Source organism: Tenacibaculum amylolyticum, assembly GCF_964511145.1.
GTDB classification, from domain to species: domain Bacteria; phylum Bacteroidota; class Bacteroidia; order Flavobacteriales; family Flavobacteriaceae; genus Polaribacter; species Polaribacter amylolyticum.
Window position 1 is genome coordinate 14,392 of record NZ_CAZEFZ010000075.1, and the last position, 20,819, is coordinate 35,210.

11 protein-coding genes are annotated in these 20,819 nt (G+C 30.7%); 5 read left to right on the plus strand and 6 right to left on the minus strand.

From position 1 onward, the window contains the following. Window positions 1-77 precede the first annotated feature (77 nt). The 5 genes from ACKTTC_RS17970 (at window position 78) to ACKTTC_RS17990 (ending at window position 10,663) form a co-directional block, all read left to right on the plus strand. Entirely contained in the window at window positions 78-878 is an 801-nt protein-coding gene (locus tag ACKTTC_RS17970; protein ID WP_408041245.1) for a hypothetical protein, read from the plus strand. Window positions 879-920: 42 nt separating this feature from the next. Further along, window positions 921-1,034: a GIY-YIG nuclease family protein gene (locus ACKTTC_RS17975; RefSeq protein WP_408041255.1), complete on the plus strand. Its 114-nt coding sequence runs from the start codon at window positions 921-923 to the stop codon at window positions 1,032-1,034. Between the two features lie 746 nt (window positions 1,035-1,780). Then, window positions 1,781-4,975, plus strand: a complete 3,195-nt coding sequence (locus ACKTTC_RS17980; protein WP_408041246.1) for a hypothetical protein — start codon at window positions 1,781-1,783, stop codon at window positions 4,973-4,975. Between the two features lie 6 nt (window positions 4,976-4,981). Next, complete coding sequence (locus tag ACKTTC_RS17985) at window positions 4,982-9,364, plus strand: DUF6443 domain-containing protein (protein WP_408041247.1); 4,383 nt, start codon at window positions 4,982-4,984, stop codon at window positions 9,362-9,364. Window positions 9,365-9,547: 183 nt separating this feature from the next. Further along, window positions 9,548-10,663, plus strand: coding sequence for a helix-turn-helix domain-containing protein (locus ACKTTC_RS17990; protein ID WP_408041248.1), 1,116 nt, complete (start codon window positions 9,548-9,550; stop codon window positions 10,661-10,663). A gap of 54 nt (window positions 10,664-10,717) precedes the next feature. Here ACKTTC_RS17990 and ACKTTC_RS17995 read toward each other — a convergent pair whose 3' ends face one another. From ACKTTC_RS17995 to ACKTTC_RS18020, 6 genes are all read right to left on the minus strand, one after another. Beyond that, window positions 10,718-11,140 carry a secondary thiamine-phosphate synthase enzyme YjbQ gene (locus ACKTTC_RS17995; RefSeq protein WP_408041249.1) on the minus strand — a complete coding sequence of 141 codons (423 nt, stop codon included), beginning with the start codon at window positions 11,138-11,140 and terminating at the stop codon, window positions 10,718-10,720. Between the two features lie 53 nt (window positions 11,141-11,193). Next, complete coding sequence (locus ACKTTC_RS18000) at window positions 11,194-11,724, minus strand: hypothetical protein (RefSeq protein ID WP_408041250.1); 531 nt, start codon at window positions 11,722-11,724, stop codon at window positions 11,194-11,196. Window positions 11,725-11,983: 259 nt separating this feature from the next. After that, the gene (locus tag ACKTTC_RS18005; protein ID WP_408041251.1) at window positions 11,984-15,178 is read right to left on the minus strand and encodes an InlB B-repeat-containing protein; all 3,195 of its coding nucleotides are present in this window, start codon (window positions 15,176-15,178) and stop codon (window positions 11,984-11,986) included. Window positions 15,179-15,278: 100 nt separating this feature from the next. Continuing rightward, window positions 15,279-16,028, minus strand: a complete 750-nt coding sequence (locus ACKTTC_RS18010) for a LytR/AlgR family response regulator transcription factor (protein WP_408041252.1) — start codon at window positions 16,026-16,028, stop codon at window positions 15,279-15,281. Beyond that, window positions 16,025-18,943 (minus strand): sensor histidine kinase, encoded by a 2,919-nt coding sequence (locus ACKTTC_RS18015; protein WP_408041253.1) that lies wholly within the window; start codon window positions 18,941-18,943, stop codon window positions 16,025-16,027. Before ACKTTC_RS18015 ends, ACKTTC_RS18010 begins: the two co-directional genes overlap by 4 nt. 333 nt (window positions 18,944-19,276) lie before the next feature. After that, window positions 19,277-20,819, minus strand: a 1,543-nt coding sequence (locus ACKTTC_RS18020) for an InlB B-repeat-containing protein (protein ID WP_408041254.1), incomplete at its 5' end; no start/stop codon positions are given.

Here is a 20,819-nt window from a genome sequence, read left to right on the forward strand (position 1 = left end):
AATATAAAATTCTACATTTTTATACATTTGACAATAATTTTAGTATAAATATGAATAAATTACCTTTAAACTAAAAAATGGCTGAAACAGAATTAGAAATAACCAACAATACTAAAAATATAAAACTTTATTCATCTAAAGCAATAAGCGGCGCAACCATTTTAGGAGGTCCTTTAGCAGCTGGGTATCTGATAAGTCAGAACTTTAAAGCATTAAATAAACCAAATGAAGGACATAAATCTTTAATAATTGGAATTATAGCCACAATAGTTCTTTTTGGAGGGATTTTTATGATTCCTGAAAAAATAGTTACCAAAATTCCAAATCAATTACTTCCCCTTATTTATACTGGAATTACTTGGACTATTGTTGAGTGGAAACAAGGTGATATTTTGAAAATTCATAAAGAAAACGGAAACTCATTTTTTTCAGGATGGAAAGCAGCTGGAATCGGGGTTATTTCATTATTAATAATAGGAGTTGTAGTGTTTGGATATGCTTATCTATCTACTAATGACGAATTATACGAAAAATATGATATAGAACTCTCACAATTCTCAAAAAATGAAGATGAAACTTTAGTCTTTTATAAGCATTTAAGTACAGAAACAAATCGTTCTTTACTTCAAGAATTAGATGAGAAAATCATTCCAAAATGGAAGGAAAATATTGAAATAATCAACAATTTAAATAAACTTGAAGATTTACCTTCTGAGCTAATTAATCAAAATAAAATATTATTAAAATATTCTACATTTAGAGTTCAGGCCTTTGAATTATTAAGGATAGCAATAAAAGAAGATACAGACAAATACAATCAACAAATAGAAGAAATACATATCCAAATCGACAAGGAACTTGATAAGTTAAATCAATAAAAAACACTTTATCCCAGAGAATTTAAAATATTTTCAAGAAATATAGAAACTGAGCTACATCGACTTTTTAAAAATAAAAGAGTCAGAGGTGAATGGTTTAATTTAGATATCGATGATTTAATAATACTGAATAAAAAAATGGAAAAATACACCTAACTATAAAAGAAGCTTTAGACATAGTAGAAAATCAAATTAAAAATAGAGGTTATATATCTGTTAGTGAATTTGAGAGAGAAAACTACAAGTACCATTTAGATTAACAACACCTAAAGAATATAAGGTCAACCTAGCAAGGGACTGAAGTCCCTTGGTCTAAAACCAAAGTCAAAACAATAATTGACTTTATTACAAAAGTTTTTATACTCTTGAATTTTGTCTATGTGCTATTTTCTGATATAAAATTACTTTATACCTAAAAACACAAGTATAATTTACAAGGTACTTCAGTACCTTGGTTTAAAACTGAAGTTAAAATCAAATTAATAAAGTAAATAGACTTCTATAAAATATTTTCAACCAAACAATTGAAAAACTAATATTTCAGTTCACTTTACCTATAATCTTAATTTCACTTCTAATTATGGCAAAATTCCTAATTCTATATAATCATTAAAATCTCCCTTTTTAAAACTAACCAACAACTTTTCTTTGCATACTCTTACCTCTTTCTTTAATTCTATTTTTATTTTTTTATAGGAATACAATAATTATTTAAAAATTTACTTTCAATTCAATCTCCAAAATTCAGCAATAGTTGTCCTAAATCTTCTTTTTATTTTTTCTTTTACTCTCAAAAAAAAATTGCATAAGAAAAAAAGGTTCTAATTCTTAAAGTTGTTGAATTTTCGAAACTAAAACTGCTGCAAACCCCTGAACTTTATTACCTAAATCAATCAAAATTTATGAAAAAACTGATAATAAGCGCTGCTATTGCGCTTGGTTTATTAAAAGGTTATGGACAGGAATTACCGCAAATTATTCCTCTAAGTCCTAATGCAGCAGAAATGACTAAATATGGTGAAATACCAGTAGGGCATTTCACAGGAGTTCCCAACATAGGCATTCCTATTTACACAATAAGTTCTGGAGATTTAAAATTGCCTTTATCATTAAGTTATCACGCTGGAGGAAATAAAGTTGAAAGTATAGCTTCTTGGGTTGGCTTAGGGTGGTCTTTAAATACCATCCCTTCAATTTCCAGAAGTGTAAGAGGAATCCCCGATGAAAATGGTGGCTATTTTTCTAAGTACTCTGGAAAAACTATAAAAGAAATATGGGATGAAAAAGATAGTAATAGCACATTCTTTAATCTTTATAGACAAGATTTATTTAATGGAATAAAAGATTCTGAACCAGATATTTTTAATTACAATATTCCTGGTGAAAGCGGAAAGTTTTTTTGGAATCAGGAAACAGCATCCTTCATTACATTTCCTAAATCAAATATACAAATCACTAAAGAAGGATCTGGGTTTACATTGGTAGATCAAAATGGGGTAACCTATATCATGAATTCAAAAGAAACAAATACCCCTAATGGAGGTAGTGCTAAAACTACATCTTGGTATATTTCTAAAATGATTGCTGCAAATAAAAAAGACACTATCGATTTTATTTACAGAACAGAATCTCAAATTATAAAAACCACAAATGTTGTAACAAAATATCATGTTCTAGGAGGTTTAGGACATATTCCTCCAAATGAAGGAAGTATTCTAATCACTAGTAGAACAGACGCTAAGTTAATTGATAAGATTGTTTTCTCTACTGGTTATGTAAAGTTCTCTGAAGATACTGAACCTAGAGAAGATTTATTAGGCGGTCATCGATTAAAAAATATTGCCATCTATACAAATAATAATGAACTCATAAAGAACTACCAACTTCATCATAGATATAAAAGTGGTTCTGGTAACTCATTAGGAAACTGTTATAATGCAGAAAGCTATGTAAAAAAATGGATGCTTTTTGACACTCTAGAGGAAGTATCTAATATTGATATTGATAAAAAACTAACGCATAACTTTACTTATAATGAACATAATTTCCCAGCCTGTAGAAGAAGTGCTGGACAAGATTACTGGGGCTACTATAACGGACACGACGAAAATGCCAACTTAACCCCAACTTATAGTATTCCTACACTAGGCACTCCTATAGTTATTCAAGGAGCAGATAGAAGTGTCAACCCTAATGCATCACAATTTGGAATTCTTACCAAGATTACTTACCCCACAGGAGGTTTTACAGAATTTAATTATGAAAATCATGACGTGCGTAATGATGGCATTATTCCTCCTCAGTACATTAAAAGTTCGCAAACTTTAGAAGTATTAGAGTTCATAGATATTGAAGAACCACTAACTCCAACATTTACTGCTACTAAACAATTTACCATTAACAATCCACCAGATACTAGACTTAACGGGAATAACCCTAATGGAGGTGCTATTGTTAAGTTTACTATTGTTGAACCAGGATGTGATTTAAGTAATGGCTTAGCTAATAATTGTGCTCGTTTTACTGTAGAGGGTTCTAACGGAATAATAGACATTACATATCCAGAAAAAACATTTCATCTTCCGAATGGGACCTATAATATGGTTGTTCGATTTAATCAAAATCCACCACAATATCGATATGCTGCGTTTATAGCTGAATGGGAAAAGGCAATTGTCAACCAAACAAGTACTAATAAATATGCTGGAGGGTTACGCATTAAAGAAATGAAGAATTATACTCATGAAAATGCAACACCTATTGTAAAGGAATATAAATACACCAAGTCTCTTGATTCTAACGACTCTTCTGGAAATACTTTTATGACTCCTAACTTTAGTCATACCTTAAAAATATATTATCACGCTGGAGTTCCTTCAGGTGGCCAATCTGAAACTCAATTACTGCGCGTACAATCTACAAGTAACATGCAACAAGTAACACATTCAGGCTCTCCTGTTGGTTATAGTAAGGTCTTTGAAATTCAAAAAGGAACTACAAAAAATCTAGGTTATACAGAATACAATTATTCACATGTAAAAGACGAAGGAGATCATACATTCCCTTATGTCCCTGCAGAAAGTATGGAATTAGATCGAGGACAATTATTAAAACGATTCGTTTATAAAGATGAGGAAGGCATTAATAATGCTAAATTAGTGGAAAAGAAAAGCTACAATTATAGTCAGCATTCTTTTCGTACTACCAATGCATATCCTAAATCTTCTTTTGCTATTAAATGGGGTAATGATATTATAGGAGATCATAATAAACATGGTTTAAAATATGCTCAAAACATGACTCCCTATTATACAAATAGTGGTTGGAACAGTTTGAGTAATGAATCTCATCAAACTTTTTTTGAAAATAGCACCATTACTTCCCATGTAAGTTATGCTCATGAAAACCCAATTCACTTATTAAGAACTAAACAAGAAACTATAAGTAGTGATAATAAAACGTTAACTACAACATTCATGTATCCTCAAGATATAGGATCTCCAAACGTAGCTGAACAACAACTAATTGTTCAAAATCGAATTGCAATCCCAATACAAACGATTACTGAAAACAAAACATCTAATGGAGACCTTCTATCCAATGCTAAACAAAAAATTATATACAAAGACTGGGGAAATGATATTATTCTACCAGAAAAAAATCAAACTTCAAAAGGAGCTTCTTCATTAGAAGATCGTATCATCTTTCATTCGTATGACTCTAAAGGAAATCCTATCGAAGTTTCTAAACATGACGGTATTCATATTAGTTATATCTGGGGATATGATCAACAATATCCTGTAGCTAAAATTGAAAATGCAACTAGAGCTCAAATTGAAGCACTACCAGGATTCAATTCTAATTTTCATACTGAAACAGGAGGTCTTACAGCGTTACAAGAACAAACATTACGAACAAGTTTGCCCAATGCAATGATCACAACATATACGTATAATCCTTTAGTAGGAATTACCAGTATGACAGACCCTAGAGAGTATACCATCTACTATCATTATGATGATTTCAATCGATTAAAATCAATTAAAGATGCCGCAGGAAATATTACAGAAGAATATAAGTACAATTATAAAAACTAAGACGCTTTGAAAAATATTAAAACTATATTCATACTAAACTTGGTCTTCTTTTTAGTATGTACTCTTAAGAGCTATGCTCAAATAAGACCTATTATCAGCATTAATAAAACAGAAAATGGTATTGCAGAAATATCTGGGGTAAATAACCCTAACCTTAATGATCAACATGTATATAAAGTAGTTAATATTCCAAAAGGAAAAGAAGAATACATTACATCTGCTCGATGGTTTGTTTCTGGAGCTACTATTATAAAACAGACAAATACCAGTGTTGAAATTAAATGGACCTCTACTGGTAGAAAGGTAATTCAATATACTGCTTATAGTAGAATTGGGAATATTGAAGGTACTTACAATGTATATGTTAATAATACAAATTCAATACCTCCTCCAACTCCAACAAAACCTTATATTTCAAATTTAACTTGTACCAATGCTACACTAACAAAATATCTTGCTCCTTTTGGTATTACTTGGTATTGGCAAGGTACAAATCCTAATGGCACCAATACTTTTAGTCAGAGTATAAACTTACCAGTAAATGCTTCTGGTAGATATTACTTAAGAGCTAGAAACTCTAATGGAATTTGGAGTACAAATTCTAGCTACGTAGATGTTACCTTAGGCACAGCTAAAACATGGTATGCTGACACCGATGGAGACAATTTAGGAGATCCAAACACAACTATTGTTCAATGTGAGCAACCACAAGGTTATGTTAGTAATAATAATGATCAATGCCCTAACCAAAATGGGAATGGATCTGCTACAGGATGCCCAGCTTGTATACAAACTACTTGGTATGCTGATACAGATGGAGACAATCTTGGAGATCCAAATACTACAAAAGAAGCATGTGACCAACCTTTAGGATATGTTGCAAACAGTAATGACCAATGTCCAACTGTTCATGGAGGAATATCTGCAACTGGCTGCCCTATACCTTTAGCTTTAAGCAATGAGAACTATATCTATACTGTAAAGCCTCAAATTCCTACAACGAATACTGCAAACTTAACAGAAGATAAAGATGTAATTAGATCAATTACCTATTTCGATGGTTTAGGAAGACCTCAACAAAATATAGGAATCAAACAGAGTCCAACAGGTGATGATATTGTAACTCATACAGAATATGATGATTTTGGAAGACAAACAAAAGAGTACTTACCATATCCAACCGTAGGAAATGGTACTTTAAAAACCAATACAATAACAAGTACTAATAATTATTATACAGCAAATTATGGCGCTGATATAAATACCAATACCCCTAACCCATACTCAGAAAAATCTTTTGAAAATTCACCTTTGCATAGAGTCGAAAAACAAGCTGCACCAGGGTATAATTGGCGTTTAGGTAGTGGGCATGAAATTGAATTTGATTATGAAACTAACGCAACAAACGAAGTCAAACTCTATAATGTTACTACTGAATTAACTGTAAAAATTTATGAACCTAACTTGGTCGATGCAGGTACATATACCGCTGGAGAACTATTTAAAACAATTACAAAAGATGAAAATCACAATAGTTCTACAAGTAAACTACACACTACAGAGGAATTTAAAAATAAACAGGGACAAATTGTATTGAAACGAACGTATGCCTTAGTTAACAATAAAGAAGAACCACATGATACTTATTATGTATACGATGATTATGGAAATCTTAGTTATGTATTACCTCCTAAAGTAACGACAATCGATGGAATTTCCGACAATGAACTTAATGAATTATGTTATCAATATGTATATGATTACAGAAATAGATTAGCTAGAAAAAAAATACCAGGAAAAGACTGGGAATATATCGTATATAACCGTTTAGATCAACCTACTATTACACAAGATGGGAATTTAAGATCTGAAAACAAATGGATATTTACAAAATACGATCAATTTGGAAGAGTTATTTATACTGGAAAATGGTCTAATGCACAAAGTATTACAGCAATCAGAGGGCATGCAAACAATCCTTTTTATAAAAATACCGAGGAAAGATCAGGGATTAATACTGTAGCAAATACAGAACTTTATTACACTAATAAAGCACTCCCTCTTTCGGCTATTGAAAAGATTTTTTCTATTAATTATTATGACACTTATATAGACTTACCTGCTGGATTAAGCACAACAGTAACTACTAGTTACGGTCAAACTTCTACCACAAAAACACAAGGTTTAGCCACGGTAAGTAAAGTAAGAGTTCTTAAAACTAATCACTGGATTACTACGGTTACTTACTACGATGAAAAAACACGACCTATTTATGTGTACTCAAAGAATGATTATTTAAATACTGTAGACATCATTGAAAGTAAACTTGATTTTGTTGGGAAAGTATTGGAAACAAAAACTACACATCAAAAAAATGGGCAAACTGCCATTGTAGCAATTGATAAGTTTACATACGATCATGCAGGTAGAGTAAGTAAACAGACTCAAAAAATTAATAATCAATCTGAAGAAGTTATTGTAGAAAACACCTATGATGCTCTTGGTGTATTAATAAAGAAAGGTATAGGAGGAGAAGTGAATCAAAATAGATTACAATCTGTAGACTTTTCTTACAATATTAGAGGATGGTTAAAACAAATAAATAATCCTAGTAATTTATCGAATGATCTCTTTGCTTTTGCTATGAACTATAATGCCGTTTCACATAATGGAACCGCACTTTATAATGGGAATATTGCTGAAACAGAATGGAAAACTGCTAATGATAACACTCTACGTTGGTATCGTTATTTGTATGATGCGCTTAATAGAATTCACAGTGGTATCGATAACTCTGGTAACTATAGCCTACATAATATTACGTACGATAAAAATGGAAATATACTTACCTTATTACGTAATGGTCATACCAATGAACAAGCAACTAGCTTTGGTACTATGGATAATCTTAAGTATACCTACGACAATGGAAATAAACTTATAAAAGTAGAAGATTTAGCAAATAAAATCTATGGATTTAAAGATGGTGTTAACTCAGCTCAAGAATATACATATGATAGCAATGGTAATATGTTAACCGATTTTAATAAAGCACTAAACAGCCCTATACAATACAATCATTTAAACCTTCCTACTACTATTGAAAAACAGGGTACTTTAAATTATGTATACGATGCTTATGGTAATAAATTAGAGAAAAAGCTAGAAGATGTTCCTGGTGGAGATATTATTACCCAATATGCTGGTAATTTTATCTATAGAAATAATGAGTTACAATTTTTCAATCATTCTGAAGGATATGCGCAACTTAATGCTAATGGAGAATTTGAATACGTATATCAATATAAAGACCATTTAGGAAATCTACGTTTAAGCTATACAGACAATAACAAAGACGGTATTGTTACGCAAACTGAGATTGTAAAAGAAAGTAATTACTACCCTTTTGGTTTAAAACACAAAGGTTATAATACTATCGTATCATCTCTAGGAAACTCATTAGCTCAAAAGTTTGGGTATAATGGAAAAGAACTAAACGAAGAATTAGGAATCCAATGGCATGATTTTGGGGCACGAAATTATGATGCCAGTTTGGGTAGATGGATGAACACTGATCCTCTTGCAGATAAAAATTATTCTTGGACTCCATTTAGGTACGGATATAATAACCCTATAAAATTTATTGATCCAGATGGAAATTATGAAAGAGATGGACACTATTGGACCGTATATCTAGCTGCAATTTTAGTGAATCACAATGCACCTGCTACCATTGCTTATTGGGCTGAAGAGCCAGATCATATAATGTCTAAAGCTGGTGATATTGGATTGGCTACAAATACATGGTTATATCCTAGATGGCAAAAAGAAGTTCATGCTCTGACTGGTGGTTTCGCTGTAAATGAAAGAGCTACTTCAAGAGAAATGTACAGAAATGCTATAGGCTATAGACGTCAAGGGTATGCATTACATAGATTAGGTGATAGTTATGCACATTCTAAGGATAATGGTAGAATGTATCCTCATATAACAGGGCATGCAGCTGATGGCACCGCACCAGATAAAATTGCTAAAAGGCCTGAGCTTTACAGAGAATATGTACAAGATTTACTTAATACTTTAGGTGGATCAAATGTTGACACATTCACTTTTGATTATATAACTGAAAATGCAGGAACTACAGACAGCAATAGTGCAATATTTGAGACTGAAATAAGAATTAGAGAAGGTATTTCTAATTTTTCTGTAGCAGGCGATCAAAGAGAAAGTGTTAAAAATTATGTAGAAGCAAGAAATAAAAAGTATAATACTAAAACAAAAATAAAATCATTTACAGGAACGGCTCATGTCTTTAAAAAAAATAAAAAAGGTAAATGGGTTAATAAAGGTGAAACTGAAACCCGAACATTTTTTCTTATAACTGAATAAATTTCATGTTATTAATTTATCCCAAAAGTACTTTTAATTAGTATTTAAATAAGTTCATAAACCACTTTATAATTTAATTTATAAGGTGGTTTTTTAGTAATCTCTTGTTAATTATTTCTAAAATTTTAAACAATCATTAATATAAGTATCATTAATCAATATATTCGCTACAAAACATTGCGGGTGGATCTCAATTTTTTTAATGTACTTATTTTTTCTGGAGTAATTCAAGGAATAGCCTTTGGTTATCCTGTATTAACTGCTTCTATTTATAAAAACTCCACTAATAAATTTTTAGCATTAACTATTATTGCCTTATCCTTGGGTAATTTGAATTTTTGGCTTTTAGATACAGGATTACTAAAAAAGCATCCTGTTATCGATCTGTTTGTTGTAAAATGGCACCTTATATTTCCTGTATTCTTTTATTTCTATATTCTGAAAAGTTTAGGATTAAAAAACAATAAAATCATCTTATTTTTTATTCCTAGTTTCATTTCTATTGTTATTAGACTTACTATGAAATCATATTATTATTTTCAGCAAAAAGACTTATTTCATAGAGGGCTTTTTTATGTTTTAGAAGAATATACAGCTTTATTTTTTGCCTTATTTTTAGGGATAAAAGGGTATTTTCATTTTAAAAAACTCCAACAAAATAAACAACCTATAAACGTAGGATGGTTTAATGCATTGTTTAAAGTTGCATTAGGATTATACATATTGTGGTTTTCTTCTTTTACACTTATACTATTTGTAGGACCTGATAATACTTATTTATTTTACCCTTTGTTATTATTAATTACAATACTATTTTTTTGGATTGACTATAAAGGCATACATTTATTAAATATCGTTTCAGAAAAGGAAATCTCAACAACTACTAATATTACTAAAGAAGCTATTTTTAGCAAAAAAGTAACTTCTAAAAAACTTTCAGAAAAAAATCCTACTTTTTCTAAATTAAAACTATTGATTGAAAAAGAAAAGATTTATAAAGATCCTAATACTAGTTTAGATTCTATTGCCTTACAATTAAATGTATCTCCTAATTATTTATCACAAGTAATAAATAAAGTTACAGGCAAAAACTTTTCTAATTATATTAATTCTTATCGCATAGAGGAAATAAAAAAAATGCTTGTCAATCCCGAATTCGATAGATACAGTATTCTTTCTGTTGGTTATGAAGTAGGTTTTAATTCTAAATCTGTATTTTATACAACATTTAAAAAACAAACTGGATGTACTCCCAAACAATATAAATTGAAGTATACGAAAAAGAGCATTGAAATTTAAAATTGTTTTGTAATACTTACTTTTCCAATCTTCTTAAAGCAATACATCACAAGTTTATTCTCCAAAAAGAGTCAATACTAATTTTCTTCTTCCTCCATAATTCCTATGCTCCCCTAAATAAATACCTTGCCAAGTTCCTAAGTTTAAAACTCCATTTGTTACCGGAATTTGTACTTGACAACCTAACATTGAACTTTTAATGTGTGCTGGCATATCATCTGCTCCTTCATAATCGTGCTTGTAATACGGCATATTTTCAGGAATCATTTTATTTATGTGTGTTTCAAAATCCATCCGAACTGTTGGATCAGCATTTTCGTTAATCGTTAAGCTAGCTGAAGTATGCTTTATAAATACTTGCAATTGACCAATTCCAATTTCTTTTAGTTCAGGAATAGCATCAATTATTATGTCAGTAATTAAATGATATCCTCTTTCAAATGCAGGCAGAGTAATTTCTTTTTGGTAAAATTTCATTGTGAATTTTCTTTTAATAAAAACTGTCACGTATACTTCTCACAATAACAGCATTAATTATTGACAAGTTCTAGTTTTATTTGTTGTAACGTTTTATCTGAATTAATCAATTTTTCTATGATTTTCTTCTGAAGTGTTTCGTGTTCCTCTTCATAATACAACATCCATTTTGGGTTTTTGAAAATAGATTCAATCTCTTTTTTCTTTTTAAAAACTGTGGTTATGCTAAATAAAGTACCTGTTTTTTTTCCTGAAGTTTTATGCACCTCAACCTTTTGAGTTTCAAAATTAACTTCTAAGTTAAATAATTTATCATTAGAAGTTAAACTGTAGAAATCAGACCAATTTGCATAACCTACATAATATTGTTGATTTTGATATTTACTCACTCCATCTAACTTCCATCTACAATTGGCAACTCTCCCCCAATGATTTGAGTATCGATACACTCCCTCTTCAGTATATATATAAGAACTTCCTGATTTACTTTTAAAATGAATATTTTGCTCTTCTAAAACTTCGATTTCTCTGTTTTGAAACTGACAATATGTATGTTTAAAAAAGTTTGTTTTATTATACTTCATGTATTCATTCTTCATTTAAAGTACAAACCTAAATCTTTATAAGTATTGAAAAAAGAAAAGTCTAAAAATCCACTGATATTTACAAAAAAGCCACACAGATTTACATCTATATGGTTTCTTAATCTATAGAATGAGACTCCATATTAAATACAGAATAACATTAAAAATATATCTATAACTTATAAAGTTGTCTTATTCATTATCGATCTCTTTTGAAAAAGAAAAGCTAAGGAAACTTTCCTAGCTTTTTCTTGTTAATTTATTGTTTTATAATCTTTCGTTGAGCAACTTTTCCTTCAGAATCTGTTACTTTTATAATATACATTCCGTCTACTAAATCAGATATATCTATAGTAGTTTTTTCTGTTTTTAATACTTCCTTTCCTACAGTATTATATACAGTAACTTTCTTCAATTCGTACCCTATTTTTAAATCTATATGTATAATGCCTTTTGATGGATTTGGATATATTTTAATATTCGTATTAAATTCTTCATCAACCACACTTGCTGTAACCGCTGAAAAGTTTGCTATTATTGTTTTATCTGCATCCATTGTAATTGTCAATGGATTTGTAGTCCCACTAGCATCGCCACTCCAACTATCAAATTGGTATCCTTCTAATGGTACCGCACTTAAAGTGACATTTGTACCTTCGTCATAAGTTCCGTTTGTTGGAGTTGGGTTTGGATGCACTGCCCCACTTGTTGCATTAATTGTTAAGGTACGTTGAATTTTACTGAACATTGCAGTAATTGTCTTGTCTGCATCTATAGTAATTGTTAATGGATTCGTTGTTCCTGTTGCATCACCGCTCCATCCATCAAACTGATAACCAGCATTTGGTGTAGCTGTTAAAGTAACACTTGTACCATTATCATAAGTACCATTCGTTGGATTTGGATTTGTACTTACAGAACCATTTGTACTATTAATAATTAATGTACGTTGAATCTTACTGAACGTTGCTGTAACAGTCTTATCTGAATCCATCGTAATTGTTATTGGATTTGTTGTACCACTAACATCGCCACTCCAACCGTCAAATTGGTATCCTAAGCCTGGTATTGGCAGTGCTCTTAAAGTGACATTTGTACCATCATCATAAGTTCCGTTTGTTGGATCTGGATTCGTAATTACTAATCCATTACCTCTAAAAATCGTTAATGTACGCTGTATTTTACTGAACATTGCTGTAACAGTCTTATCTGAATCCATAGTAATTGTTAATGGATTCGTTGTTCCACTTGCATCACCACTCCATCCATCAAACTGGTAGCCTGCATTTGGTGTAGCTGTTAAAGTAACACTTGTACCATCATCGTAAGTTCCATTTGTTGGATTTGGATTTGTAGTTACAGAACCATTTGTGGCATTGATTGTAAGTCCTCTACGAACCGGATTTCCAAACTCATAAGCCCCCATATCTACAATAGTATTAAAAATACGATTGTTACCTAATAAATCTGTAGTAACCCCTACAGCAATTTTACTATTATCCCCAGCGTCTATTCCAGGAGAACTAGCTTGCAATGTAAAATCATTATTAGCGGCATCTAAAAACAGGGGATCAGCATTGGATGTATTTATTCTATTATTAGAATTAACTCTAGAAAAGTCATTCTGATCTATACTATTAAATACAATTAAATTATTTGCTAAGTTATTATCTACAATACTTCCTAAAGAAAAAGCTACTTGTCCATTATTAGCAGTATTATTCCAAAAAATATTATTCGCAAAATTTACAGTACCATACACCCCTGCCATCCTACTCATACCAAGTGTAGAAAGATCTGATGCTCCTGTTCCTGTATTAGAATTATTTACAAAAGTATTGTTAACAATTGTGGTATTTACTGTGCATCCGTTAGAAAAAGCTCTTATCCAACCTCCAGCACTACCTACACCTCTTCTTGCTGTTCCATTATCTATTGTTCCATTATTTTTAATTAAACTATTAATTATAGTAAAATCAACAGTTCCAGATTCTGGTGGAGTAACATAAAAAGCAGACGCACCTAAAGACGTAATATTATTAGAAATAGTGCAGTTTTCTACAGTAAATGCTGAAGTTAGCGCATCTGACGTTAAGTCTAATCCTGCTGCCCACATAGCAACGTTATTTTCTATAATAGAATTTTTAATGGTAAACTGGCTAACATCTGGAGTTGACAATGCAGCTCCAAATCTCCATTCACCAGTACTTGCACTTGCATAACCTCCTGAAATAGTTACTCCATCTATTACAACATTATTGCCTACAACATTTACTAATCGAAAACTATTATCTAATCTTGTAGCATTGTTAAAAGTTAAATTGTTATCATCATTATCCTCCAAATCACCGCTTAATACAGTTTTATTTGTAGTATGCATTAATAAAATATTTCTTTCATTAAATGTTGCTTCATTACCTGCAAAACCTCCATATAGTTTTACATTTGATTTACCTAAAATAAACGATTCTGTTCTCACCGATGCACTTGGTTTATATGTACCTTTTGCTACCCAAATTTCTGCATTACTGGGAACACTATTAAGTGCTGAAGTTAAAGAAGTGTAAGCATTTGTCCATGAGCTTCCGTTATTTGCTCCTGTAGCATCTTTATTAACATATAATCTTGTTGGTATAGTTGTATCTCTATACTTTAGTATTCTACCTCCACTACCCCAGCCTGAGATGTAAATATCTTGTCCTATAATTTTTATACCTGCAAATGCACCAAATCCACCAGAGATTAAAGTTGTTAATGAAGGATTATTTACAGTTACATCATTTATTTTAAGTAACCTTCCTGTTTCAGTAGTAATGTATAAACTATTTCCTACCGCATCTAATTCATAAGCTTTAGTAATTCCTGATTTAAATATTACAGGAGGTGTTGAGTTTGGCTGTGTTAAATCTACTCTATAAATTCTACCTTGACTTCTCTCCGCTGCATATAAGAAATTTCCTATAATTGTCATACCTCTTACATCATTTCCTGGTATTTCTGCTACTAAAGGGGCTGATGTAGCAGTATAAAACTTATGAATAAGGGTTTTAGTTCCTCCTCCAGCAGAACTAACATAAAGTTCTTTACCTGGGTTATATGTTATTGCTCTTGCACTACCTCTGAACGAATACCGAGTAACGGCAGTAGGAATAGCTGCCTGCAGATCTAACGTAGAAACTTCATCTTCTTGAGTTCTAGTTATTCTCAAGTTTGTTCCTTGCAAAGCTAATCCTTCAGGATTATTGGCATTAGCAACAACTTGTAATACTGGAGAATTACTAGTAATATCTAATTTCACAATTCTATTAGATTGAAATTCTGCTATGTATAATTCATTTTCAAAGGCTTCTATACCTATAGGCGTATTTAAACCTGTATACACTGTAGTAACCTGTTGTGCTTTAACACTAAGAAAAAGGGTTATTAAATAGAAAAAAAGTAATTTTGCTTTCATAAACACACTATTAAGTTATTTTTGAAAACAAATCTCTTTAAGAATTCTTCGTATAGTCCTTCTTAACTTCTGAATGAGCTATTTGAATTGCTAAACGTGTTTATAAACTACTTACTACGGTTAAAAACTCCTGTTTTTTATCTTTAGAAATAGAAACAGTTTTACCATTATCCATAATAATATAACCTCCATCTTTTTTAATATACTCCTTTATAAATGATAGATTTATACAGAATGAACGGTGTGGTTTGTAAAATAAAGATTGTTGTTCTAACAGTGTTACAAAATGTTTTAATGGTTTACTTATGAGTAAATCCCCATCATTTTTTGTGTAAATTCTTGTGTACATTCCATCAGCTTCTAGGAGAATTATTTCATCAAAATTCACAAATTTTATTCCTTCAGAAAATGGCAAAGCTATCTTTTTAAATTGTAATTCTGTAAAGCTTTTCTTAAGCTCCAACAATTGTTGAGTAAGCTGACTCTTATCTCTATTTCCAATAGCTTTATCTACTGCTTCTTTTAGCTTTGTAGGTTGAGTAGGTTTTAACAAATAATCGATTGCAGATAATTGAAATGCTTGTATAGCATACTCACTATAAGCAGTTACAAAAATGATTTCGAAATCATAGTTTTCCTTATCTATAAAGTCAATAATTTCTAGTCCAGAGTGTTCTGGCATTTCAATATCTAAAAAAACTAATTGTGGTTTTTCTTGTTTAATAAGCGCTACTCCAGAAAGTAAATCTTCAGCTTCATACACTTCAGTTATTCTAGGGCAGTTTTCTTCTAACAAAATTCGCAATACATTTCTTGCTTTTCGTTCATCATCTATAAGTAGGGTTTTCATAATTTTCTGTATGGAATTTTAATAATTACTTGTGTTCCGGAGGGGATATTTTTTTCTGTAAACAAATCAATAATTTCTACTTGTATTTTTTTGTTTTTTTCATGGTTTAATAAAGTGATTCTATCTTGTGTAGCTTTAGTGGCAAATGGTCTGTGGTATTTCTTTCTTTTAGAGTTTAAAGCATTTGCTTTATCTCTACCAACTCCATTATCTGTTACTTTACATAAAATATAATGTTTCTCTTCATCTAAGATGAAAGATATTGTAAGTTTTCTTTCTTCTTTCTTATGTAACAACCCATGTTTTAAGGCATTTTCTATATAGGGTTGAATCAACATTGTTGGAATTTCTATTTCTTCTCTATTAATTTCACTTTTAGTTGTAATCTCATAGGATAATGTATCTTCAAATCGTAATTTTTCTAGTTCTAAATATTTTTCTAATGTATCTATCTCCTCTTCTAAACTAATATATGCTTTGCTACTATGGTTTAAATAAATACGAATTAAATCTGCAAATTTCCCTAAATAATCACCTGCTAAGTTCTTTTGATTTAGAAGAATATAATCTTGTATTGAATTTAATGCATTGAAAATAAAATGTGGATTCATTTGGGATCGTAAGTTTTCTAATTTTAAGAAAACCATTTCTTTTTCATTTTCGATCTGCGCTAGTAAGCGTTGCTTTTCTTTTTCTTTTTCTGATAATGCTTTACGATAATAATACATAACGTATCCAGAAACTCCAAGTAAAATTAATGTTACGAACCACCATCTTTTATAAAAAGGAGCATTTACTTTCACCTCTACTTTTTTAACAGCTGTTTCCTTTCCTTCTATTCTTTGGATGGCTTTTAGTTCAAACTCATAATTTCCAGGAGAAAGACTATTGAAGGTTACTTGATTAGAACCTTTTGGAATAGTATTCCAAATTTCTTTTTTACCATTTTTAATTAGTTTATAGAGGTAAATACTATTAATTTCTGATTGATATCCATTTGCATGAAAATGAAATTGTATTTTATTTTCATCTGCTGATAGCTCGTACGCAGCTTTATTTCCTACTTTTTGATCTTCTATATAAACATCTGTGATTTGAAAATCTGGGAGTTTATGTTTTTTAAATACCTTTTGTTTATCTAATTCAAAAATTCCCTTATTTGAACCAAAAAATACTTTCTCTTTTGAAATAGCTATATCTGAGATATTAAACGTCTCTATACCATCTGTTCTTGTTATACTCTTAAAGTTTCCTGTTTGTGTATTCAAATGTTGAATACCTTTGTCTGTAACAACCCATAAATATTTCCCTTCTCCCTTTATCGTACTTGTTTGATTTGATAACAAGCCATTAGTTATATTATAATTGAATACTGATTTTCCATCTTTTACACCAATAATCCCATCATTAAACGTAGAAATCCATATAGTTCCATCTGAAGTTTCATCAATATCAATTCCAAATATAGGCTGTCCTTTGAATGTTATGGCATGAGGTTTTAAGTCTTCTTTATAATATTCTACTCCATCTACATAACTTACGTAAATTTCATTTTTTGATTTGCTATAATGATTTGTATAAGATCTTCTATTCCCTATTCTTATGGCTTGTTCTTTTTTTTTATCTAAAATATCTGCAAACGCAAAAGAACTATATATAAATTTATTCTCGTTTATTATTGATAATCCTTTCGCATTATTAAACCTAAACTTGTTTACTCTGGAATTTGGTTTTAATTGAAATGTTTTACTATTCAACACAAAAGAACTGTTAGTTAAACTCACATACACCTCATCTTTCTTATTGTATGCAATTTTATTAACTCTTCTAAAATGTGAGTTTACGAGTGTTTCACTTTTTGCTGTTATCGTGTTTATTTTATTTGTTTTCCCACTTGTGGTTCCAAAAATTAATATCGAGTCGTTTATTTTTTCTAAAGCTGTTATATTCTCATCTTCTTTGGGTAATTGATACTTCATTATATGAATGTTAGGAATAATAAAAATTCCATTTCCAGAGGTTATAAACCAATAATTCCCTCTACTATCTTTCATCATTTCTGTCACCTTTTTCCCTTCAAAATATTTTGCTTTAAAATGAAATTTTCCTTCTCTAAAAGTGTAAACATAAATAGCATTAACTGTACACAACCAAAAATCATTTCCATCCTTAAATGTCCTAATCAACTCTTGATCTTTATCAAATTTTATATCTTTAATTTGCTTCAAGGTATCTGCTCCAAAATAAAATGTAGATTCTCTTTTTTTTCTATTGTAAACTTGATGCAAAAAGTATTTCCCAAAAATAAAAGCTTTACTAAAATATGGAGGAGTAATGTTAATAGGTAAAGTAGACCACTCTCTTGTTTCTTTATGAGTTTGATACTTTAAAACATTATCTTCTAAGAAAAACAAAGTATCTTGTTTTTTTAAAGTATAAGAAATCAATTTGTTTTTGGGAGTTACTTCTACTGTTTGTTTTGTTTTTAAATCTACAGAAAACATCCTTCCTACAATACTAACCGACATCTTATCTCCATAAAAATCAAATTCACCTAATTGTCCTTTTGTATATTCTTTTAAATCAATGAATAGTTTTAGTGAATCATTTTCTACAGTGAAATATTGTCCTGAAATATTATTACACCATATCTTACCTTGTGTACCTTCATGTAAACCAAATACTGATAATGCTCTTTTACCTGAAGTAGTATAGTTTTTAAATTTTTTACCATCGTAACGATACAAACCCTTTTCTGCTGCCAACCAAATAAATCCTTTACTATCTTCTAAAATGCCATAAAACTCAATATCTGGCAATCCATCTTTCTCTGTTAATTGCACATACAACGGATGCTGAGCAAACAACGTAGTACACCCCAAAAAGAATAGTAGATAAATTATATTTGATTTCAAAAAAAGTACGTTTATTACCAAAAATACTATTTTAATAATAATCGTATATAAACAACTTCTAGAAGTCCTTTTTTAATTGCTAAAACGTTGTTTTATGCAATAAAACAACAACCCAATCATAATGATTAGGCTGTTACTGGTTAAAAGGGGGAATGGAGAAAAAAGTAATTTTTGTTGATTGTCAATAATATTATTTAACGAAGGAACTGATTGAAATCAATTGCTAAAGTGTTAACTTAAAAAACAGCCTAACTATAACAATTAGGCTGTCAAAATTGCATTATATGAATATTAATAATAAAATTAATGATATTCTCAATCACTCTTATTAACTTACTTTTTAATTATTTTTCTTGAAGCTACTCTTCCTTCTACATCTGTTATTTTAAACATATATAAACCATTTACTAAACCTGAAAGGTTTATTGTTGTTTCTTTTCCTTCTCTAACTTTTTTCCCTAATAAATTGTATACTACAATACTTTTAATTTCATACCCTGTTTTTAAATCTAGATGAACCAAATTTGTAGTTGGGTTGGGATATAATTTTACATCATTACTAAACTCCTCATCTACTACACTTGCTGTAACCGCGCTAAATACTGCTGTAATATTTGAATCTGCATTCATTGGGAAATTAATTGGATTTGCTGTTACTATTCCAGCCTCAGGAATAATCCAATGATCGAATTCATAACCTGCATCTGGTGTAGCAGTTAACTCAACAGTAGTTCCTTTATCATATGTTCCATTCATTGGATTTGGATTCGTAGTTACTGAGCCATTTGTAGCATTAATCGTTAAAGTTACTTGAGGTGGTATTAATTTAAACATTGCTGTAACTGTCTTGTCTGCATCCATGGTAATAGTTAATGGATTAGTAGTTCCTGTAGCATCTCCACTCCAACCATCAAATTGATAACCTGCAGCTGGTGTAGCTGTTAAAGTAACATCAACTCCATCATCATAAGTTCCATTTGTTGGATTTGGGTTAGTTGTTACAGTTCCATTTGTGGCATTGATAGTTAATGTACGTTGAATTTTACTAAACATTGCTGTAACTATTTTATCAGCATCCATCGTAATCGTCAATGGATTAGTAGTTCCTGTTGCATCTCCACTCCATCCATCAAATTGATAGCCTGCAGCTGGTGTAGCTGTTAAAACAACATCAGTTCCATCATCATAAGTCCCATTTGTTGAATTTGGATTTGTAGCAACTGATCCATTTGTGGCATTGATAGTTAATGTACGTTGAATCTTACTGAACATTGCTGTAACTGTTTTGTCAACATCCATTGTAATCGTTAATGGATTGGTAGTTCCTGTTGCATCTCCACTCCATCCATCAAATTGATAACCTGCAGCTGGTGTAGCTGTTAAAGTAACATCAGTTCCATCATCATACGTCCCATTTATTGGATTCGGATTCGTTGTTACAGTTCCGTTTGTAGCATTGATAGTTAATGTACGTTGAATCTTACTGAACATTGCTGTAACTGTTTTGTCAGCATCCATCGTAATCGTTAATGGGTTTGTTGTACCAGTTGCATCTCCACTCCATCCATCAAATTGATAACCTGCAGCTGGTGTAGCGGTTAAAACAACATCAGTTCCATCATCATAAGTCCCATTTGTTGAATTTGGATTTGTAGCAACTGATCCATTTGTGGCATTGATAGTTAATGTACGTTGAATCTTACTGAACATTGCTGTAACTGTTTTATCAGCATCCATTGTAATCGTTAATGGATTTGTAGTTCCTGTAGCGTCTCCACTCCAACCATCAAATTGATAGCCTGCAGCTGGCGTAGCTGTTAAAGTAACATCAGTTCCATCATCATACGTCCCATTTATTGGATTCGGATTCGTTGTT